The 21,905-nt window shown below is 47.0% G+C and carries 14 protein-coding genes and 2 pseudogenes; 2 read left to right on the top strand and 14 right to left on the bottom strand.

The genetic code is table 11. The features are described 5' to 3' along the window. Window positions 1-22: 22 nt before the first annotated feature. The 7 genes and pseudogenes from cobA to BLV90_RS02385 form a co-directional block, all read right to left on the bottom strand. A complete protein-coding gene (gene cobA / locus BLV90_RS02415; protein ID WP_091735628.1) occupies window positions 23-808 on the bottom strand; it encodes a uroporphyrinogen-III C-methyltransferase in 786 nt (261 codons plus the stop codon). A gap of 11 nt (window positions 809-819) precedes the next feature. Then, window positions 820-1,149, bottom strand: a complete 330-nt coding sequence (gene nirD / locus BLV90_RS02410; protein ID WP_091735625.1) for a nitrite reductase small subunit NirD — start codon at window positions 1,147-1,149, stop codon at window positions 820-822. Window positions 1,150-1,161: 12 nt separating this feature from the next. Beyond that, window positions 1,162-3,601: pseudogene (gene nirB, locus BLV90_RS02405) on the bottom strand (nitrite reductase large subunit NirB). Between the two features lie 51 nt (window positions 3,602-3,652). Then, window positions 3,653-5,779, bottom strand: a pseudogene (locus BLV90_RS02400) (molybdopterin oxidoreductase family protein); the annotation flags it as partial. Between the two features lie 12 nt (window positions 5,780-5,791). Further along, window positions 5,792-7,024 carry an MFS transporter gene (locus BLV90_RS02395; protein ID WP_245726221.1) on the bottom strand — a complete coding sequence of 411 codons (1,233 nt, stop codon included), beginning with the start codon at window positions 7,022-7,024 and terminating at the stop codon, window positions 5,792-5,794. 603 nt (window positions 7,025-7,627) lie between these two features. Beyond that, the gene (locus BLV90_RS02390) at window positions 7,628-8,281 is read right to left on the bottom strand and encodes a response regulator (protein ID WP_091735619.1); all 654 of its coding nucleotides are present in this window, start codon (window positions 8,279-8,281) and stop codon (window positions 7,628-7,630) included. Then, window positions 8,271-10,112, bottom strand: a complete 1,842-nt coding sequence (locus tag BLV90_RS02385; RefSeq protein ID WP_091735615.1) for a GAF domain-containing sensor histidine kinase — start codon at window positions 10,110-10,112, stop codon at window positions 8,271-8,273. Before BLV90_RS02385 ends, BLV90_RS02390 begins: the two co-directional genes overlap by 11 nt. A gap of 370 nt (window positions 10,113-10,482) precedes the next feature. Here BLV90_RS02385 and BLV90_RS02380 point away from each other — a divergent pair, with 370 nt between their 5' ends. Beyond that, on the top strand, window positions 10,483-11,415 hold the full coding sequence (locus tag BLV90_RS02380; protein ID WP_091735612.1) for a DMT family transporter: 933 nt from the start codon (window positions 10,483-10,485) through the stop codon (window positions 11,413-11,415). Further along, the gene (locus tag BLV90_RS02375; protein WP_091735609.1) at window positions 11,400-11,879 is read left to right on the top strand and encodes a hypothetical protein; all 480 of its coding nucleotides are present in this window, start codon (window positions 11,400-11,402) and stop codon (window positions 11,877-11,879) included. The genes BLV90_RS02380 and BLV90_RS02375 overlap by 16 nt, the downstream gene beginning before the upstream one ends. 69 nt (window positions 11,880-11,948) lie before the next feature. On the opposite strand, the gene BLV90_RS02370 is transcribed toward BLV90_RS02375, so the two are convergent. From BLV90_RS02370 to clpX, 7 genes are all read right to left on the bottom strand, one after another. Continuing rightward, entirely contained in the window at window positions 11,949-13,067 is a 1,119-nt protein-coding gene (locus BLV90_RS02370) for a D-alanine--D-alanine ligase (protein ID WP_091735606.1), read from the bottom strand. 45 nt (window positions 13,068-13,112) lie between these two features. Continuing rightward, complete coding sequence (gene yihA, locus BLV90_RS02365) at window positions 13,113-13,757, bottom strand: ribosome biogenesis GTP-binding protein YihA/YsxC (protein ID WP_091735603.1); 645 nt, start codon at window positions 13,755-13,757, stop codon at window positions 13,113-13,115. Further along, window positions 13,757-16,093 carry an endopeptidase La gene (lon, locus tag BLV90_RS02360; RefSeq protein WP_091735599.1) on the bottom strand — a complete coding sequence of 779 codons (2,337 nt, stop codon included), beginning with the start codon at window positions 16,091-16,093 and terminating at the stop codon, window positions 13,757-13,759. The genes yihA and lon overlap by 1 nt, the downstream gene beginning before the upstream one ends. Window positions 16,094-16,247: 154 nt before the next feature. Next, window positions 16,248-17,933: an ATP-dependent protease LonB gene (gene lonB / locus BLV90_RS02355; protein ID WP_091735596.1), complete on the bottom strand. Its 1,686-nt coding sequence runs from the start codon at window positions 17,931-17,933 to the stop codon at window positions 16,248-16,250. A 141-nt stretch (window positions 17,934-18,074) separates the two neighbouring features. Beyond that, complete coding sequence (locus BLV90_RS02350; protein ID WP_091735593.1) at window positions 18,075-19,268, bottom strand: alanine racemase; 1,194 nt, start codon at window positions 19,266-19,268, stop codon at window positions 18,075-18,077. A gap of 11 nt (window positions 19,269-19,279) precedes the next feature. Further along, the gene (locus tag BLV90_RS02345) at window positions 19,280-20,407 is read right to left on the bottom strand and encodes a lipid II:glycine glycyltransferase FemX (RefSeq protein ID WP_245726220.1); all 1,128 of its coding nucleotides are present in this window, start codon (window positions 20,405-20,407) and stop codon (window positions 19,280-19,282) included. A 211-nt stretch (window positions 20,408-20,618) separates the two neighbouring features. Then, window positions 20,619-21,881, bottom strand: a complete 1,263-nt coding sequence (gene clpX / locus BLV90_RS02340) for an ATP-dependent protease ATP-binding subunit ClpX (protein ID WP_091735590.1) — start codon at window positions 21,879-21,881, stop codon at window positions 20,619-20,621. Window positions 21,882-21,905: the final 24 nt, after the last annotated feature.

The following is a 21,905-nucleotide window of genomic DNA, read 5'->3' as shown; positions in this document are numbered from 1 at the left end:
AACTGATTCCCCTCGGGGATAATCAGTTGGTTTTTCCCATCGATCGACTCACCGCTTCCTGTTCCGCTTCAAACCAAGCCAGTTTTTCTCGTAGATGTACCACTTCACCTAGCACGATGATCGCCGGGGACTGAATCGCGTATTGCTTTACTTTTCCCACGATATCATCAAGGGTTCCCGTCACTGAAAGCTGACGTGCCGCCATCGTACCCCATTCGATAATGGCAACGGGTGTACTATTGTCACATCCTTGTATTAGCATCTGTTGCTGGATCGAGGGCAACTTCTCCATCCCCATATAAATGACTACGGTATCCACTTGTTTTAGTAAGCCTATCCAATCTTGCTCTTGTTCTTCCTTACCACAGCGATGCCCCGTGACAAAAGCAACCGAACCACTGATTCCCCGGTGGGTTAGCGGGATACCTGCGTAGAGGGAAGCCGCGGCGCCAGAGGTCACCCCCGGTACGATTTCAAATGGAATGTGATGCTGTGCACAGTAGGCCGCCTCTTCTCCCACACGACCAAAGATTCCAGGGTCCCCGCCCTTCAGTCTCACCACTGTCCGTTTTTTTCGCGCTTGTTCCACAAGTACTTGCTGGATTTCTGTTTGCGATAGGGTATGATTACCCGCTTGTTTTCCACAATAGATCAGCTGTACGGGGTAGGTAGCATGGTGTAACAATTCCGGATTGACGAGTCGGTCATAAAGAATGACATCCGCCTGTTGAATCAACTCCAGTGCACGCACCGTGATTAATCCGGGATCGCCAGGTCCCGTCCCTACTAAATAGACTTTCCCTGTCACAAGATCCCTCCTCACTGGGTCATTGGTGTAGTCTTATCCAGCATAATCTGGACGTTTTCCCCTTCGACTTTTGCCTGAAATACCTGTACACACCCTTCGTCCGGCTCCTGCACATTTCCATCTAGCGTCGATATTTTCCATTCGTGCAGGGGGCAAAAAACATACTTGCCAGAAACGATCCCTTCAGCTAAGGGTCCTCCCCGATGGGGGCAACGATTTTCTAGGATGCGGAATTGGTCTGTACTGAGGCGAAAAACGGCCAATTCCATCCCTGCCACATGCACCACGCGCCCCATTTGTTTGGGGAAGTCAGCTATCTTACCAATAGTGATGGCTTCCATTTTTCTACCCCTTTACTGTTTTGTTGTTGTTTCCAGCTCAGGTTCTTTATACCATGTTGTACGTGTTTTAGCGTCATTAACATCTTTGCCCCAGGGCTCTTCGCGTTTCTCGAGCGCCTCTTCCAAGCGATTGACTAGGCGTTTACGATTTTCTAGATCCTCTACGACAGCCGCTTTCACCTTTTCCAAACCGATGTTTTCAATCCACATCGAGGTTCGCTCCCAGTAGGCCGCCGTCTCCCGATAGAATTGTAAAAACGCACTCGTCACTTCCAAGACTTCAGCTTCTGTATCCACTTTGCACAACAAGTCGCCTCCACGTAAGTTAACGCCTGCATTTCCACCTACATACAGCTCCCAACCGCCTTCTACGCCAACGACACCCACGTCTTTAATTCCCGATTCAGCACAATTGCGCGGACAGGCGGAGACCGACATTTTCACTTTATGTGGTGTACTTAATCCTTCATATGCTTTTTCCATATCGATTCCGAGTTGGATCGAGTCTTGCGTTCCAAAGCGGCAGAAGTCGGATCCGACACATGTTTTTACCGTCCGTAACGCTTTCGCGTAGGCATGCCCTGATGGCATCCCTAATTCCTCCCATATTTTAGGTAAATCCGATTTCTGAACCCCTAGCAAATTAATTCGCTGGCCACCGGTCATCTTCACCATCCGTACGTTGTATTTCTCAGCGACTTCGGCAATTTTACGCAGTTCCTCCGGCGAAGTTACTCCACCATACATGCGTGGGATGACAGAGTAAGTGCCATCGTTTTGAATATTGGCATTGCGCTGTTCGTTCACCACACGTGATACGCGTTCATCCTCATGTTCCTTCGGCCATACCATACCTAGGTAATAATTAAGCGCAGGTCGACATTTAGGACACCCCTCGTCATTTTTCCAATCCAACACATTCATCGTTTCCCGCACCATCGTCAAGTGCTTCGATCGAATAGCTTCTACCACCTCATCCCGCGACAGCTCCGTACAATCACAGATCGGTGTATGAGATTCCGCATCAGGGTCATAATTGTCTCCCATTTCCCCTTGTATAATTTGTTCGACCAGTGGCTTACAACCGCCACAGGAACCGCCTGCTTTGGTATGTCGTTTTACCTCGTTAAATGAAGTAAGACCCTTCTCTTGCATCGTCGCCAGAATCGTCCCCTTGGTAACTCCATTACAATCGCAAACCTGGTCCTCTGCTGTCAGCTGTTCGACACCCGATGAACTTCCACTACCCCCATGCCCTGTCCACTTTTGGTAGATTTCCTCGGTCATCGGACTCTTTTCTTTGATGAGTTTCTGCATAAAAGCTGCGTCTGAGGTGTCGCCAAACAGTACGCCCCCCACAACTTGATCGTCCTGCAGAACCATCTTCTTATAGATTCCATTCCACTCATCCTGAACGCGAAGAGCGCGGGTATCTTCGGTATCGCGAAACGCACCCGCCGAAAATACATCCACTTCTGACACTTTTAACTTAGTCGATAAAATCGAACCCGTATATGCTTGCGTTTCCACTCCACACAGGTGCTTAGCGAGCACCGTCCCCTGATCGCGGTGAGGGGCAACTAATCCATAGACGGTACCGCGGTGTTCAGCACATTCACCTACCGCATATACATCAGGAATGCTCGTTTCCATATAGTCATTAACAACGATACCCCGGTTCACCTCTATCCCAGCCTCTTTCGCCACCTCCACATTGGGCTTGATTCCGACTGCCGACTGCCATCACTACCAGATCCGCTTGTATTTGTGTTCCATCCTTAAATCGCAGCCCTTTCACGCGTTGATTCCCAAGGATTTTTTCTGTGTGTTTATTGGTTAGAAAATTCATCCCTTGCTGTTCCAGTTTCTCTTTTAACATCGTGGATGCCACCGGATCTAACTGGCGTTCCATCAGATCCTCATAAATATGAACCACATCCACCTCCATCCCGAGGTTTAACAGTCCCCGGGCCGCTTCCAGACCAAGCAACCCACCGCCGATCACTGCGGCTTTCTTCGTTTGTTTGGAAGCTTCCATCATCGCTTCACAATCTTTGATATCACGAAAGGCGATGACACCTTTTTTATCGACTCCTGGTAGCGGCAGCATAAACGGTAGGGAACCCGTCGCAAGAATTAGCTGATCGTAAGACGCCGTCACCCCATCCGTACCATATACCACTTTCTGCTCCGTATCGATCCGTGTCACCTCACAATTCACATGAAGCTGGATATCATTTTTCTGATACCAGTCCCAATCATTGAGGGTGATATCCTCCATCTCCGTCTCCCCTGACAACACCGATGATAAAAGGATTCGGTTGTAATTGGGATACGGTTCTTTACCAAATATCGTCACGTCATAGTCATCCTTCGCAAGTTTCAGCACATGTTCAATCACCTGCACCCCAGCCATCCCGTTCCCTACCAATACCAATTTCTTTTTTTTCATCCTTCCTTTCTCCCCTTCCCGATAATCTTCCTTTTGTCTTCTGGTGCGAGGTGGACCGACGCGGACAGCACACGCTTTGAAGGCGGGCATTTTACTTTCTGGGTCAAGTTCAGGCAACGTCAAGCGGTTCACCCCACCATCCCCGCCCCAATGCATCGGAATAAACACCGTATCTGGTCTGATCTGAGTCGTTCGTTTCACTTTGAGCTTTATCTCCCCGCGACGGGATTTCACACTGGCCAACTGTCCCTCCTCTACCATCCATTCCTCCGCTGTATTCGGATGAATGTAGAGCAAGGGCTCTGGCGCACGCTGATTATGGATGGGTGTACGCCGCGTCTGTACCCCCGTCAGATAGTGATGCATCAAGCGTCCCGTCGTCAGCGTCAGCGGATAAGTATCATCGGTTGCCTCAGCGGGAGTTTCATGGGGGACCGTAAGAAAACGGGCCCTGCCATCAGGATGAAAAAATCTCCCCCCTGTAAAAAGACGCTTAACCCCCGCCTCATCTTTGTCCGGACAGGGCCAGAACACCCCATCCTCCTCGTCGATTCGCTGATAACTCATCCCGTTATAATCGGCAATCCCACCTTTGCTGGCGCGACATAGCTCATTAAAAATATCCTCGACATTGGAGTAAGAAAAGTACTTCGCTTGATTGAGCGCCTGGGCCATCTCCATTAGAATCATCCAATCCGTTTTTACCTCTGCCGGTAGCTTACGTACCGCTCGCCGCAGACTAACCCGTCCTTCTAGATTGGTGACAGTCCCTTCATCCTCTAAAAACGTCGCACTGGGTAGAACTAAGTCTGCCTTTGAAGCGGTCTCGGAGAGGAACATATCCACGACAACGAGAAAATCAAGCTGCTCCAGCGCTTCTTCCACGTAATGGCTATCGGGATTCGAATTGAGTGGATTCGAGGAGAATACGACCAAGCCCCGAATCAATTGCTCATGCATCCGGGCAAACATTTCATGGGCGGAGACACCCGCCCGTGGTAATTGCTCCTCCTCTATCCCCCATACCTCTGCCACTTCACGCCGGTGTTGTTGATTTTCAATCTGTCTGTACCCTGGTAGTTGATCCGCTTTCTGCCCATGTTCACGGCCGCCTTGACCATTCCCTTGACCTGTGACAGCACCATAACCACTGCCTACCCGCCCCATGTTGCCGGTTGCCAAGGCGATATTAATAAAGTTACGAACATTGCGTACGCCATTGGTATGTTGCTCCACCCCTCGTGCTGTAAGGACCATACCCGCTCTTGCTTTTCCAAAGGCGCGTGCAGCGACACGAATGTTCTCCTCACTAACACCTGCGATAGAAGCTACCTCCGATAATGAGATTGTTTGCAGATAGGCTTTCAAATCGTTAAAACCTCGTGTATGGTTGCGAATAAAATTTTCATCCGTGTACCCCTCATCCACGATCACTTTTAACATCCCATTTACCAGCGCACTATCCCCACCTGGATGAACTTGGAGATGGATATCCGCCACGCGGGAAGTCGCTGTCTCACGTGGATCGATGACAATAATCGTCGCTCCATTCTTCTTGGCTTCGTGAATATAGGGCATCATGGTTGGCTGACATTCAGAAATATTGGTCCCTGCAAGAATTAAGCAGTCCGTCTGCGGAAGATCCGCAAGGGGCTGCGTCAGACCACGATCGACACCAAATGCCTGATTGGCCGCTGTTGCCGCCGACGACATACAGTACCGCCCGTTGTAATCGATATAACGTGTACGCAGAGCCACGCGGGCAAATTTGCCAAGCAGGTATGACTCCTCATTCGTCAGCGAACCTCCGCCAAACATTGCTACCGCATCATGACCATATTTTTCTTGCGTCGCTATCACTCGCTCCTTAAACCATGTCAGTGCCTCTGCCCAGGTTACCGGCTCCAACTGACCTTCCTTACGCAGGAGTGGTTTCTTCAAGCGGTCTTCACCTAAGACGTGGGTATGGGCATTCATCCCCTTGACACACAGTCGTCCTTTTACAACAGGGTCCTCCTCATTGGGTGAAATCGATACCCGCTTCTTCCCCTGTACACTTTTTTCCTCATGAACCCACATCGTGCACTGCATACTACAGTAGGGGCACCGACTGAGTGCGGTGTGTTCCGTTGGCTGCGATTGTTCGCGATTACGATGATTCCGCAGGAAGTCTTCCATTTACTTCTCCTTTCAACTGTTCCGGAGGGCCGCCAATGGTGATGAAGTCACCTTTTCCATAGAGTCCTTGTTCTTACGCTGCCATTGCTTACCCATCAGATGGATGACGACGCCTGCGACCAGTGCAATTCCACCCACTAGTACGTACCCAGAAGCAAACGTTCCACTCCAACCTTTCAACACACCGAGAAGGGTTGGAAGGAGAAATCCGCCAACGCCACCAGCCGCCCCGACTAGACCTGTCATAACACCGATCTCGTGTCCGAAGCGTTGCGGAACCAATTGAAAAACCGCTCCATTACCCAGTCCAAGAGCCGCCATCACGAGAAAAAGAACGATCATCTCTGCATAAAAGGGCATAAGCAACGCCACACCGACAAATAGCAAGGCAATGCAACCAAATAGCACTTTAAGGACGGAGATCCCGCCTACCCGATCCGCGATCCACCCTCCAAAGGGACGGACAAAACTACCAGCTAGCACACATATCGTGACGTAATCGCCAACTGTAATCGGAGCTAACCCATACTGGTCACGAAAGAATACGGGCAAAAAGCTCGACATCCCCACAAAACCACCAAAGGTAATGCTATAAAAAAAACAGAACAGCCACGCCTCCGGTACTTTCAGTACAGTCAAATAGGATGCCGTCTTTTTTACCTCCGCCTGCTGCGGTGGAGCCTTCGCGATGATCATAAATGTACCTAAGACAAGTGCCATCGGAAGCATCGCAATTCCAAAGACTGCATGCCAGCCGAAGGCTTCCGCCAACCGCGGCGCAAACAGCGTCGAAAGTAGTGTGCCACTATTCCCTGCTCCAGCGATCCCCATCGCCAGCCCCTGATACTTTTTCGGATACCATCGACTAGTGAGCGGAAGCGCCGCTGCAAAACTAGCCCCCGCAATCCCAAGCAGAAAACCGTAAGCATACACTTCCGGTAGAGTCCGCCCAGCTAACCATAGCAACAACAAGGGAATCATACTAAGCACCATACCCATAATCGATGCCTTACGCGCGCCTATCCTGTCTGCCATCACGCCAAGAAATAACCGGAAAAAGGCGCCACCTAAGATGGGTAGGGCCACAAGTATCCCTTTCTGCGATGCTGAAAGCCCAAAATCCTCTGCCACAAAAACAGAAGTCGCCCCCATCAATACCCAGACCATAAAGCTAGTATCGAAATAGAGAAAGGAACCTAACAAAGTCGGCCAATGCCCACTTTTAAGAAATCCACGCAATGACAATGTCCTTCCCCCTTCAATTTGATTAAGTAAAAAATACAGAAGGAGCCCACCCGTCATCTGGATGAGCTCCGTTGCTCATAACTACCATCGACACAATCCACTTCGTCTTGATCCGATACCTATCACGTCATTGTGATGGACCGCCGATACCTATCACATCGTTGTGATGGATCGAGTAACAATTTCATAGTGGAATTATACAGAAGAGTTCGCAGAGATGTCAACTATTATAACATGTAAATTCTCATCGGCTTTAAAATGTTAGGTTATATTACATAAAATGTTCCATTAACTTACATATAGTCGGATAATCAAGGCATCTATTAAATTGACCCTTTTTCTCTTGGGTAGCAAAGCTGGAAAAACAGTTGTTGCGTTATCGGAATTTTGAAGTAGTGGTAAAAGTAAAAAACCGTCTATATCGATATTGACGGTTGGAGGTATAGTAGAATTAATGTTCCCTTAGGGTCTGTCTTTTGAGGACTACTCCCTGCTAGTTGAAATGTTGCTAGCCATAAGAAAGCGGCTAGACACAGTACAGACTTGCTAGCGAAAGTCTCTTGCGCATCCAGCCGCCCTCCCACCTTCTTTAAACTAAAAATATTATGAATCCATCTTCACCAGCTCATGCTGTATCGCATAGATAATCACCTGTGAACGGCTTTTCACCCGTAGTTTCTTCAAAATACTGCTCACATGGATCTTGACTGTCTTATCACTGATGTATAGCTGCTTGGCGATTTCTTTGTTGGATAACCCTTTTACCATGAAACCAAGGACGTCTAGCTCTCGAGGGGTTAACGCATCCTCTCCAGCACCTTTGTCTGTCTTTTTCTCCCCACTGATATTATCGAGGAGCTTGCGAGCCATGACTGGGTGGAGAGCAGACTCCCCGCGGTAAGCCGCACGGATGGCCCCAACAACATCGGCGGAAGGAGCATCTTTTAATAAATAACCCACAGCTCCTGCTCGAATCGATTCATATAGATACTCGTCGCGGTCAAACATGGTCAGCACGAGGACTGCAGACTTTAGTTTTCGTTCTTTAATTTGGCGGATCGCCTCGACGCCACTCATCCCCGGCATATTGATATCCATCAGAACCACATCGGGTGACAGTAGCTCGATCATCTCTAATGCCTCTTCCCCGTTGTTCGCTTGACCTAACACTTCCATATCTGATTCCAAACTGATGATATTGGACAATCCATCTCGCAATACAGCATGATCGTCTACTAATAGTACGTTAATAGGCATGAACGGCTACCTCCTCCTTTTCTCCGATTGGGATGGTTAGGGTTACTGTCGTCCCATCTCCCTCCTCACTATCGAATTGCAGAGAAGCATTGAGAGACTGCGCTCGTTCGTTCATCCCAACAATTCCATAACGTTTCTGCGCCTCTGCTTTATATACCGCTTTGGCAAGGGAAAAACCAACGCCGTTATCCTGCACCACCAATCTTACTTCATCCGATGCAAACACAAGGGTCACCTTTACTTCATCCGCCTGAGCATGTTTAGCCGCATTGGAGAGAGCTTCGTGGCAAACCATGTAGATCGTTTCTTCTGCATCGCTTTGCAAGGGCACTTGATCCCCTACGGTCTCAAAAAACCCATCACTACCTGTTTCATTACAAAACGCTTCCACTCGCCGATTTAGCGCAGGCGCCAAGCCAATTTTTTGTGCCGGGGATGGACGAAGTGCAGTGATGGAGTACCGGACTTCCTTCAGTCCTTCCCGTAATTTCACCTGACTCTCTCCTAGCCACACCTTTACTTTATCGGGATGGGAATCAAAGGCTTTGATCGAAGATTCTACCTTCATCAATACTCCAGCAAAGGATTGCGCAATTCCATCGTGGATCTCCCTTGCAAGACGATTTCTCTCCTCGGCTACAGAGCGGCGTTCACGCTCTTCCCCAAGTCGGATATTACGGATCGTGACAACAGATTGACAAGACAATACTTGCAGGAAAGATCGGTCCGCCTCCTCAAAGCTGTCTCCTTCCGTTCGACCCAAAGTAATGACTCCGAGTACTTCACCATCCATCTCCAAAGGCACTGACAAGAGGGACCGTACACCCTCAAAGTCTTCTCGATCTTGTTGGCATCGAGGGTCTAAACGTGCCTGATGAACCAAAGCAGGACGGGCATGGGAGGCAGTCCAACCAGAGATTCCACGATTGAGTGGGAGCGTACGTCCCCGTAACTCCTCTGGGAATTCCCCCGCAGTAACAAAGGGTCTAAGTCGATCATTTTGTAATAAGTAAACTGCTCCAAAATTGTACCGTACTACCTTGGACAAGGGTAAAATCGTCTGTTTCATCACCCTCGTTAGATCCAGACTCCTGTTTAACTCCCGTGTAATCAGAAATAGAAATTCTAATTTTTTCTTTTTTCGAATTAGTTTTGAAATCACGTGAGTTAATATTGAAAAGGCAGCTAATGGAGAGAAAAAAAATAGAAACGCTAAAGGGGCTGTCTCCCGCCCATCATGCAACATTCCATAATATGTACAAATGTATGCCCAACAAAAAATCGCAATCCCAGTCTCCAGAACTTTGTTTTTCACCCATAGGCGATGAACCCGCGGACGGCTGCGCAACATCTCTAGACCATCACGAATTCCCTTACTTGTCCCTTCATAGACAATCACACAACCAAGAAGGATAAGTGCTGATAACCAGACACCACTCGCCATAAGTTCCTGTTCGAAAGTATCTAAATAAATTTGGACCATAAATAGACCAAAAATCGTATAACCTGTCCGAAAGGCTGCCCGGGAAAGTGAATGACCACGAACAGCTGTCACTACCATGACGATCACTATGTAGACAAATCCAGATATCCCAGCAGAGAACATAGTTCCTAAGGTAAATAGTACGGGAAAATGGACGGATACTCTCCCATCATGTCCAGGAACAGGAAAGCATTCTATGACAAGAATGAGCATAGCCAAGGCAAGAAGGTGTAACAAGGTCCACTCGCTCTTTTCCCAGGAGTTAATAAGCGAATATGATGATAAAAACCACGCCGTAAACACGACGGACCACCGACACATTCTCTCTAACCAATACTCTCTATTCATTGATCACAACCCGCCTATCTCTATTTTCTTTCTTACTCTCCCCCTGTAAAACACCTATCACCCTTTCTGTATTCTTCATCGCCCAACTGCAAGTACGCGAAGTCCTTATTGATACTTTTGGATGCATTGATGTCTCAGTCATGGTGGGCGTTGCATTGTGCCTCTTTATTCCTTCATCTTTATAATCCTACCACATATCTACCATGTTTTGTGACTTGTAACATAGTTTCAATTATGAATTACATCTAATCCATATGTTTCGTTATTACCCAACCGTTGACTGTTAAAGATCCCTTTCGTATCCAACTCCTTTATATAAAGTTGTGTTACGATAATTAAGATACCTGAACATCGATAAGGAGCGATAGGATTGTCCAGAAAACCGTGGATCGCTGAGTTCTCTCTACTCTGCATCGCCTTCGTTTGGGGAGCTACGTTCATCCTTGTGCAAAGCGCGATCCAATCATTACCCCCCTTACTATTTTTAGCAGTCCGCTTTGGAATGGCAACTATCTTATTAGTGGGCCTACTTGCCTTTCGTGGGCAAATAGCGGCGCTTCGTAATCCTCGTTATTTATTGGCTGGGGGATTCTTAGGCATATGGCTTTTTCTAGGATATGCTTTACAAACCTTTAGCCTTTTGTATACAACTTCAGGAAAGTCCGGTTTTCTCACCGGGGTATCCGTTGCACTCGTCCCATTATTCAGTTTCTTGGTCTTGGGCACGCGACCCAGTCGAAATGCCATTATCGGTGTAGGATTTGCATTAATTGGCCTATATCTATTGGCCTTTGTCGATTTCTCTCAGCTTAATCCAGGGGATATCCTTGCCTTTTTATGCGCAATCGGATTTGGGTTACAAATTGTCTATACAGGTAAATATGCCCAGTGGGCAGAAGCCATCCCCTTAGCTACCATTCAAGTGGGAATGGTCGCTTTGTTAAGCTTTCTCTCCTCTCTTATCTTTGAATCATCCTCCACACTCTTCTCATGGGACCTTTTCATTCTCCCTGAGGTAGCTATTGCACTTGTTGTTACGGTTCTCTTTGCAACTGTGTTGGCTTATTGGGGGCAGACCTATTTTCAACGTCACACCTACCCCACACGAGTCGCCCTCATCTTTGCAATGGAGCCGGTATTTGCAGCATGGACGGATTGGGCATGGTTAGGTACACCCATGAATATCGCTACGATAACAGGGTGCCTCTTCATCCTTAGTGGTATGATCCTCGCTGAGACAGGAAGTCTAAAGCGTTCATCAAAACTAATCCAGGAGGAGGTCACAACATGCGCGGAAAAATAATGGGGCTCTTTATCATCGCCGCAGGAACCTTACTTCTTCTCAGACAACTAGGATGGTCTATCGCTCAAACGATATCGAACTGGGAATTCCTATTGGTCATTGCGGGTTTCATTCTCCTCATCCTAGCGATGCGAAAACCTGTCCGTCCACGGCTATCGATAGTAGCAATGACATTAATCGGGTTAGGCATCCATGCATGGGGGCTGGCTCAGATTGAAAAATGGCCCGACCATTGGAGCCTGTTCCCGATCATCATTGGTGCTTCTTTTCTTCTTATGGGAGGCCTTTATCAAAAAAATCGCTTCTATGGAGTGATTGGCACCCTCCTCTGTCTCCTTGGTCTATTTGCCTGGCCTGGAGTTGGTGGAATTCCTGGTCTTGAAGATCTAGAGCAAACACTTAATACGTATTGGCCAATATTACTCATATCGCTAGGCCTCATTCTTTTTATCCGTAAGAAGTAATGGTTTCAATATAAAACCAGCCCGCAGAGGACTGGTTTTATGGTGAAGGAATTATTTTAAATTGATACGTTACTCAACCTCAAATTCTGTTGAGGTTTTCTTTTTTTCTGTATAGCGCTTGATGGCTAGATCGATTAATTTTTTAATGAGTTCAGGGTAACTTACCCCAGAGTGTTTCCAAAGGTTGGCGTACATACTGTAGGGGGTAAAACCAGGCATGGTATTAATCTCATTGATCAGGATGCGCTGATCCTTGTTGGTGACAAAAAAGTCGACTCGGGATAAACCAGAAGCATCAATGGCTTTATAGGCTCGTAATGCCAGCTCGCTAATCTCTTCCAAGGTTTCCTCAGGGAGTTCCGCTGGAAGTTTCATAACCGCTTTGCCATCGATATATTTCGCCTTATAATCATAATATTCGTTACTTGAGATGATCTCACCTGGAAGTGATGCTTCTGGCTCATCGTTTCCAAGCACAGCTACTTCTACTTCCTGTGCATCGATGAACTCTTCAACAATCAACTTTCGGTCATAGCGAGCCGCTAGGTGTAAAGCTGCCTCCAAAGACACGCTATCCTTCGCTTTAGAGATGCCTACACTGGAGCCAAGGTTGGCTGGTTTGATAAACATAGGATAGACAAAGCGTTCTTCCAACTCGGTAATCACTTCGCTAAGCGAATGTTCTAGGCGACTACGTAAGACTTGCACAAAATCACCTTGGGGTAAGCCTTCATTAGCAAAAATCTTCTTGGTCATCACTTTATCCATCCCTACCGCTGAAGCCAACACGCCAGCTCCGACATAAGGGATATCTGCAATTTCAAGCAACCCTTGGATGGTACCATCTTCACCAAAAGTACCGTGGAGAACCGGGAAAACCACATCGATGTCTCGCCAACTAAACATAGGTAGGGATGTTTTTTCTTGAGGAGACACTCCAGCTTTTGTTGTATCAGCAGGAAGTTGTTTCGAGAGTCTTTCCAGTTGTTCAGGCTTTAATTTATCTGTCAACTCAGGTAAGGCCTCTTTACCTGACTGCCATTGGCCATGTTTATCAATCCAAACAGGAAAAACTTCAAACATTTCCGGGTCCATCGCCTGAATAACGGACGCCGCAGAGTGGAGAGAAACTTCATGTTCCCCTGATTTCCCTCCATACAGAACTGCAACCCGAATTTTTTTATCCATTCTCTCACGTCTCCCCCGATTCTCTCTATGAATGAATATGGATAATCATATTAGTGTATCTGTATCAGTGCCTTGTGTATCATCTTCTTGCAACTGATTCATTTGCGGCTGGGTTAGTCGGCCAATCTCTGACCATAGTTCATCTTTCCCTTGCCCTGTTTGGGAAGAGAAGAGAACCATTCGATCCGTCGGAACAATTCCTAATCCTTCTTTTACTTGCTTCAAATGTTTTGGCCATTGACCGCGCTTTACTTTATCTGCCTTTGTCGCTGCGATCAAAACCTCAAGTCCATGCTCTTTGAACCATTGATATATCGCTATATCATCTTTACTAGGTGGATGCCTCAAGTCGATTACCTGAATAATTCCCTTGAGAGTTTCACGCTTTGTAAAGTATGTCTCTGCCATACGACCCCATTCTGCACGAATGGCTTTGGATACTTTAGCAAATCCGTATCCCGGCATATCGGCAAACATCAACACATTATTAATGCGATAAAAGTTAATCGTCTGGGTTTTTCCGGGCTTTGAACTTGTGCGCGCCAGGTTTTTTCGATGGATCATCCGATTGATCAACGAAGATTTGCCGACATTGGAACGCCCAGCCAGAGCGATTTCTGGCAGGGCGTCCGCAGGGTATTGGCGGGGTTGTACAGCACTAATGACGATTTCAGACTGAGTGACTTTCATTAGGTATCTCTCTCCGCTTCAGGGACTAGGGCTAACTCCAACACCTGATCCATATGTCGTACCGGGGTAACCTTTAACTCCTTACGTACACTTTCAGGAATCTCCTCGAGGTCTTTCTCATTCTCATAAGGGATGAGGATGTGTGTGAGACCTGCGCGATGAGCAGCCAAAGATTTCTCCTTCAACCCACCAATTGGCAATACCCGTCCACGTAATGTAACCTCACCAGTCATCCCTACTTCCCGGGAAACCGCTCTACCAGTCAGAGCCGAGACAAGGGAGGTCGCCATCGCGATCCCCGCTGAGGGGCCATCTTTTGGTATGGCCCCTTCTGGCACATGGATATGGATATCTTGTTTCTCATGGAACTCAGGATCAATATCAAGCTCCTTGGCTCGGGAACGAATGTAGCTGAAAGCCGCTTGCGCGGATTCTTTCATCACATCCCCTAGCTTCCCAGTTAAGGTCAACTTCCCTTTGCCAGGTAAGATGGTAACCTCTATGGTCAAGGTATCTCCACCTGCTGCTGTCCAAGCAAGCCCAGTGACAGCCCCTACTTGGTCCGTTTCCTCAGCACGACCATAACGGAACTTTTCTGCCCCTAGGAATTGCGGGAGATTTTTCGTTGTCACAATCACTTTTTTCTTTTCACTGGAAACTAGTTGCTTTACGGCTTTACGACAGAGTGTACCAATCGTGCGCTCTAGGTTACGCACTCCGGCTTCTCTTGTATAGCGACGAATCAATTTTACGATGGCATCACCGTGAATTTGGAGCTTCTCTTTAGTTAACCCGTGCTCTTTCAATTGACGAGGAATCAGGTACTCACGGGTGATACTCTCCTTCTCAATCTCCGTGTAGCCAGCAATATTTAGCATCTCCATCCGGTCCAGCAAAGGTCTTGGGATACTATGAACAGCGTTAGCCGTAGTGATAAACATCACTTTGGATAAATCATAGGGTGTTTCAATATAGTGGTCACTAAAGTTGGAGTTTTGTTCTGGATCAAGTACTTCAAGGAGGGCCGCTGATGGGTCTCCGCGGAAATCCATTGCCATCTTATCAATCTCATCTAACAAAAAGACAGGGTTAGCAGTGGATGCCGTTTTCATCCCTTGGATAATTCGTCCGGGCATTGCTCCTACATAGGTGCGGCGATGACCACGAATCTCTGCTTCATCCCGTACACCACCCAAGGAGACTCGGACAAATTTGCGTCCAAGCGCTCGCGCAATAGATCGAGCCATGGAGGTTTTCCCCACGCCAGGTGGTCCTACAAGACAGAGTATAGGGCCTTTGAGTTTCTTGACCATCTGTTGGACAGCCAGATACTCGAGCACCCGCTCCTTTGCTTTTTCCAAGCCATAGTGATCTTGATTAAGGATTTTTTCCGCTTTACTAATATCCAAATCATCCTCGGTCTCTTTATGCCAAGGAAGATCGAGTAACCACTCTACATATGTGCGGATGACTCCACCCTCTGCAGAGGAGGTAGGGGTCTTCTCCATTCTATGGATCTCTTTCTCGATCTTTTCTCTAACTACATCTGGTGCGGATAATTTTTCCAGACGATTGCGCAGCTCTTCTACTTCGCCCATGCGCCCTTCTTTTTCCCCTAGTTCACGTTGAATCGCTTTCATCTGCTCCCTGAGGTAGTACTCTTTTTGCGTCTTTTCCATCTGCTTTTTCACACGTTGCGAGATGGTCTTTTCAAGCTCAAGCACTTCCCGTTCATCATTTAAGATAGTAAGAAGCGTTTCCAATCGTTCATGAATATCGATGGTCTCCAGGATTTTTTGCTTATCCTCCACCTTCAATGGAAGATGAGAGGCGATCACATCCGCTAAGCGGCCTGGTTCCCCAATATCGGACACAGAGGATAACGTCTCTGGGGAAACCTTCTTCGATAGTCGCAGGTATTGCTCAAAGTGATCCAGTACTGAGCGCATCAATGCCTCCACATTGATATCTTGCACCTCATCCTGAATAAGTTCATTTACGCGCACTGTATAAAAAGGTTCATCCTCTATAAATTCGATTAGCTTTGCCCGGTGAAGACCCTCTACCAACACCCGAATCGTGCCATTAGGCAACTTTAACATCTGCCGAACACGAGCAACGGTACCCATATGATAAATATCTTCTGGATCAGGCTCTTCGATCTGAACTTCATGCTGCGAAGCAAGAAGGATAAGGTCATTGTCCACCATTGCCTGTTCCAATGCTTTGACGGAACGTTCGCGGCCAACATCCAGGTGCAAAACCATGTTAGGGTAAACCAACAATCCGCGAAGGGGTAGCAACGGGATTACGCGCTCCTCCTCTTTAACAGCCATGTATGCACCTCCGATAACAACTCGTGCCATGCTTTTTTAGGATGATTCACTTGATATACATTTGATGACTGCGTACGATTTTATCCTATTCAATGCCTTTTGTCCATGACAGTCCCACCCACACTAAAGGTACGAGGGGGTGGGAACAAATCGATTAGGCAATGGGTGCAGATGTAGCTGTTATTACTGTCGTAGGAGGTAACGCGGTTTCTGTTTCCACCTTTTCTTCTGTAGGACAAGCCAACCGAAGAACTTCCTCGATATGGGCCACTGGAACAACCGTGATACCCTCCATTTCATGAAATATCGCCTGCATATTATCCTTGGGAATAAGGACTTGATTAGCCCCTGCTTGTTTTGCAGCCGCCACCTTCGCTACAACACCACCTACCGGCATCACCCGGCCATGAATGGACAATTCCCCAGTCATAGCTAGTTTGTTGTCCACTTTGATCCCTTTGATTGCTGAGTATACAGCAGTTGCCATTGTCACCCCCGCAGAAGGCCCATCCATGGGGACACCACCCGGAAAATTGACATGAACATGCCATGCATAAGGGTTAATATCGGTTTTCTGCAATACAGTCAGGACGTTTTCTAAAGAACTACGCGCCATACTTTTCCGCCGAAGCGTACGACTTCTCCCGCCCAATTCTTCTTCATCCACCATTCCCGTGATACGGATCGAGCCATCTACACCCGGTTCAGCAGGGAGCGCTGTCACCTCTAGTTCGAGTAGCATCCCTAAGTTCGGGCCATACACGGCGAGTCCATTGACTAGACCAGCTTGCGGTTTTTCTGGAACTTTTTTATCTGGGCGAGGAGTAAGCTGGCTACTATGAACCACCCACTCCACATCCTCTGAGCGAATCCTTTGTCGATCCTCTGTCAATGCGAGTCCTCCTGCAGTTTGGACAATATTCACCGCTTCCCGGCCATTAGAAGCGTACTTTTGGATTACACGAATCGCCTCTTCTTCATATTGAAAATCCATCCGCTCAATTGCTTGCCGAGCAATTTGACTAATCTCTTCGGAAAGTAGTGGACGAAAGAAAATCTCCATACACCGAGAACGAATAGCAGCAGGAATCTCCTCCGGTGTACGGGTAGTAGCCCCCACCATCCGAAAGTCAGCAGGCATCCCATTTTGAAAGATATCGTGGATATGAGTCGGGGTATTATTATCCTCGGCACTATAATAAGCCGATTCAAAAATAACCTTGCGATCCTCGAGCACTTTCAAAAGCTTATTCATTTGGATCGGATGAAGCTCACCGATCTCATCGATAAAAAGAAGACCTCCATGAGCCTTAGAAACTGCTCCTGGTTTGGGCTGGGGAATACCTGCCATCCCCATCGCCCCTGCTCCTTGATAAATGGGATCATGAACAGAACCGATCAACGGGTCCGCAATTCCACGTTCGTCAAACCTAGCTGTTGTTGCATCAATTTCTACAAAACGGGACTGTCGTTTAAAGGGTGAACTAACATTCTTCTTCGCCTCTTCTAGGACAACCCTCGCCGCCGCTGTTTTTCCCACCCCAGGCGGCCCATAAATTAATACATGTTGCGGATTAGGGCCACATAGAGCGGCTTTCAATGCCCGAAGCCCTTCTGTCTGACCCACGATCTCTTCAAAGGAAGATGGACGTGTCTTTTCAGATAGTGGCTCCGTCAAAGAGATACTTCTCATCTTACGAAGTTTATCCATTTCCTTCTTTGACTCGCGATCCACTGCTGTACGGCTTGTCTGTTGATTCCGTAACAAGTTCCAAAAATAAAGGCCGATCACAACCGAGAAAAATACCTGTAATAACATGATTAACACATTCCAATTCATAAAAAGAACTCCTCCCCTTCATCAGATCCAAAAACTCACTGGCCTCTTCTCGGCCTTAGTATGACCTTCGTCTGAAAGGGATAATCAGTAGTCACAAAAAACCCGCCAGATCCCTTACTGACGGGTTTTTTATCCATTATCTTAATTCAACGCTCGGACTCCCTCATTCGTTCCTTCCACAGCAGGGGAGACTTGTTCTGCCCCATCCACTGTCTCTTGCACAACACAGCGATCAAAATGAGCCGTTGTCATCCGAACCTTAACAGCTAATTCATCCCCTACCTCAGGGTAATTTTCCCCACTTGGAAAAAAGAGCACACTTGTCTGCATATGGGGGGGTTCAGCAAACCACGTCCGTCGGCCCTGAAATGTAAAAGGGCTTAAGTGACGATTGGCCAAGGATAAGAGCCAAAAAGCAGTTAACTTGAACCGATCCCGCCAGCTTTGTGCAATCGTAGGTGCTTCCAACCCAACCCCATTTGCGGTCCCACCCGCTAAAAATACAAGCGTACCATTCCTGCGCGCTTTTTCTTGTTTATATCCGTACCCCTCACCTTTTTGTACAGGTTTAACATCGAGTACTGTACTTTTCGTTGAGATAAAGGATTTATCTGCTAACCATAAATCTGTACCCAGTCGCATAACAAAGCGATAATCGGGATACTGACTGGTTAATTTTTGATACAGGGGTGAGTCAACGTGGCTAATATAAAATTGCTTGGGTACCGAATCCCACCCTTGAATCGCTTTCATCCACTCTGCTATCCAGCGCTCTTTTTGTTCATCAGTCATCCCTAGTTGAGGAAAATGGACAGATAACCCAACGATTTTGATTTGGATCTTCGCCGACTCATTCCATTTGTTTAGAGTTCGGCGAAGTTCATCTAGTTGGGCCATGGTAAAGCCATATCGCTTCATCGGTGATTGGCATTTAATCACGATGGAAAGCGGAGTAGGTACATGATGACCGTCGGTCGAAGTAGCTATTTCTTGTTGAAGAGCTTCAAAGGAGCTTGCCAGATAATCTAAATGAGCAAAGCTACCGACGGTATATATCCTACCCTCTACTCGATCCGCATCCGTCAGCGGAGTGAGAACAGGAGTTAACACCATCATCTCTGATACAGCATCCAATTTCTCCAATGCACGAGCCTCTTCTACTGTTCCTGTGCAGATAGTGGTCTTATTTATCCGTAGAGCTGTTTGGGTCAACATGTCATTACCAAAGCCATACCCATTCCCTTTAATCACAGGAAGGTATCCTGGATATCGTTCTTCCATTTCGTCAAAATGACGCAACCAACTTCGCTCGTCCAAATAAAGAGTGAGACTCATCTGTTACCACCTCATCGCTTCTTCATATACATTTCAAAAGCCCAATGCAGAAGCGGTTGAAGCGGATAATCCCATTCACCGATCAACTGACAGGCTTCACCGCCAAATCCAAGCTTAAAACGCAGTAGTCCATATAGATGGTCCTCTTCATCCAGGGTATCACTAATTCCTCGGAAATCGTAAGTATGCGCTCCCATTGCATGGGCATCTTGAATCATCTTCCATTGAATCGCATGGTTTGGCATCTTCTCACGCATCTCATTATCGCTTGCTCCATAAAGATACCAAACATGACCATTCGTTTGTATAGCGATCGTAGAAGCTAACAGACGATCTTCATATTTGGCTAAGTATAGACGAACACGGTTCGGATCTTCCTTTTTCATGGTACGATACATCGTCTCAAAATAACTATAAGAACGAATGCCAAACTTGTCCCGAGTAGCGGTTACTTTAAGAAGATCATAAAACTCTCGCAAATCTTCCTCGCCACCCTCAGTGACAACAACTCCTTGCTTTTCAGATTTGCGGACATTACGACGCCAGTTGGTATGCAAATCCGCAAAAATTTCATCAAGGGAACGGTTTTCTAGGGGAAGCCGAAAAACATATTCAGGTTGAATCGCCGAGAATCCACCTTCACTCTCGCCCTTCTTCCAACCCATCGCGGTCAATTCCTGCTGAACAAATTCTGTCTTACCATCTACATAATCAGGACCCAAATCTTTCAAACGCTTCCCCTTCAGGCCAAAATTTCGTATTTCACTCAGGTAGTTTTTAATCTTCGGGGTATTCCACTTAGCACGTACCAAAGGCGGCTCCATTTTAATGGAAAACACATTTTTACGACGCAGAAACTCAAAAAGTGGTTCAAACCAATCACTTAACCGCTTTGAGCCCCAATCGATCACAGGGCCACGCGGAATGTACGCTAAATATTTGTTTAAACCAGGGAGTTTACGATATAGAACCAGGCCACAGCCCACCATACTCTGATCCTGATCAAACCATCCTAAAAGATCATGTTGCCATTCTGTTTTTACCTGACCCCAGGAAGGGTATTGCATAAAATTTCCTAGCTGCTGACCTTCAATAAACGAATAATAATCCTTCGGGCTAACCACTTCCACGTGCATCATGAAAACACAACTCCAGTTCTGCAGTGTTTGATTCTTGGTTGGATATCACATTCATTTGAACCTTTTACCCCCTGTATTCTACCACAAATCACTGGTCATGCGAGTAATAACTCCCTACAGTTCTATAACACATCCATTTTCCTTATACAAAAAATGAAACGAACCACATCCGATAAGGATGCGGTTCGTTTATCTGTAGACTATTATCTGATCAAGCACTCTCTTCTTTTTTATCAACAGATCGGCCATCGTGTGTGGTGAGACGAGGAGCTACTTTCTCCTTCACTGTTTCTTTCGTAACAATGCATTCAGTCACATCTTCTCGGGAGGGTAGATCGAACATTACATCCAGCATGATGGATTCGATAATCGCCCTCAATCCACGAGCACCGGTATTCCGTTTGATCGCTTCATCTGCGATAGCTTCGAGGGAATCCGTTTCAAAGGTTAGCTCCACATTATCCATCTCTAAGAGCTTCTGATACTGCTTCGCCAGCGCGTTCTTTGGTTCTGTGAGGATCCGTACCAACGCTTCCCGATCCAGCGGCTCCAATGTAGAGATCACCGGGAGCCGACCGACGAATTCTGGGATCAACCCAAAACGCAAGAGATCCTCAGGCAATACCATTTTCAGATACTCTCCAGGGTTCAAATCGGTTCTGCTACTGTCTGAACCAAATCCGATTACTTTTTTACCTAGACGGCGTTTGATAATCGGCTCTAGCCCATCAAAAGCACCTCCGCAGATAAAGAGAACATTACTCGTATCGATTTGAATGAATTCCTGATGGGGGTGCTTGCGCCCACCTTGAGGTGGAACGGAGGCAACGGTTCCCTCAAGGATTTTCAAGAGCGCTTGCTGCACCCCTTCACCGGATACATCCCGTGTAATCGATGGATTTTCCGACTTACGGGCTACTTTATCAATCTCATCGATATAGATAATGCCACGTTCTGCCTTCTCTACATCATAGTCTGCTGCTTGAATCAATTTGAGGAGAATGTTCTCCACATCTTCTCCTACATAACCCGCCTCAGTAAGGCTCGTCGCGTCAGCAATGGCAAAGGGCACGTTCAAAATCTTCGCCATCGTTTGCGCTAGAAGGGTTTTCCCACTCCCTGTCGGTCCAACCATGACGATATTCGATTTTTGCAATTCAACATCGTCCATCTTCTGGGAAGAATTAATCCGTTTGTAGTGGTTATATACCGCTACAGCCAATGATTTCTTCGCCTGTTCCTGTCCAATGACGTAGGAATCAAGAGTCTCGTTGATTTCTTGAGGCTTAGGAAGGTTCTGAAGATCGATATCCTCTTCTCCACCTAGTTCTTCCTCAACGATTTCATTACAGAGATCGATACACTCATCACAAATATATACCCCAGGTCCAGCTACCAGTTTCCTCACCTGATCCTGGGACTTCCCGCAAAACGAGCATTTCAACTGTCCTTTTTCCTCGTTGAACTTAAACATGCGATTCACCCCTCTCAAAGGTTT

Origin of the sequence: Marininema mesophilum, assembly GCF_900106775.1 — a bacterium.
GTDB lineage: Bacteria > Bacillota > Bacilli > Thermoactinomycetales > DSM-45169 > Marininema > Marininema mesophilum.
This window is presented reverse-complemented; position numbering and strand designations above follow the sequence as displayed.

What these genes read in the sequence shown, in the direction of transcription:
- lonB (WP_091735596.1), bottom strand. Translation starts at nt 17,933, where the DNA reads ATGAATTGGAATGTGTTAATCATGTTATTACAGGTATTTTTCTCGGTT.
- BLV90_RS02350 (WP_091735593.1), bottom strand. Translation starts at nt 19,268, where the DNA reads ATGAGTCTCACTCTTTATTTGGACGAGCGAAGTTGGTTGCGTCATTTT.
- nirD (WP_091735625.1), bottom strand. Translation starts at nt 1,149, where the DNA reads ATGGAAGCCATCACTATTGGTAAGATAGCTGACTTCCCCAAACAAATG.
- BLV90_RS02375 (WP_091735609.1), top strand. Translation starts at nt 11,400, where the DNA reads ATGCGCGGAAAAATAATGGGGCTCTTTATCATCGCCGCAGGAACCTTA.
- yihA (WP_091735603.1), bottom strand. Translation starts at nt 13,757, where the DNA reads ATGAAAGTCACTCAGTCTGAAATCGTCATTAGTGCTGTACAACCCCGC.
- clpX (WP_091735590.1), bottom strand. Translation starts at nt 21,881, where the DNA reads ATGTTTAAGTTCAACGAGGAAAAAGGACAGTTGAAATGCTCGTTTTGC.
- BLV90_RS02345 (WP_245726220.1), bottom strand. Translation starts at nt 20,407, where the DNA reads ATGATGCACGTGGAAGTGGTTAGCCCGAAGGATTATTATTCGTTTATT.
- BLV90_RS02390 (WP_091735619.1), bottom strand. Translation starts at nt 8,281, where the DNA reads ATGCCTATTAACGTACTATTAGTAGACGATCATGCTGTATTGCGAGAT.
- BLV90_RS02385 (WP_091735615.1), bottom strand. Translation starts at nt 10,112, where the DNA reads ATGAATAGAGAGTATTGGTTAGAGAGAATGTGTCGGTGGTCCGTCGTG.
- BLV90_RS02370 (WP_091735606.1), bottom strand. Translation starts at nt 13,067, where the DNA reads ATGGATAAAAAAATTCGGGTTGCAGTTCTGTATGGAGGGAAATCAGGG.
- lon (WP_091735599.1), bottom strand. Translation starts at nt 16,093, where the DNA reads ATGGCTGTTAAAGAGGAGGAGCGCGTAATCCCGTTGCTACCCCTTCGC.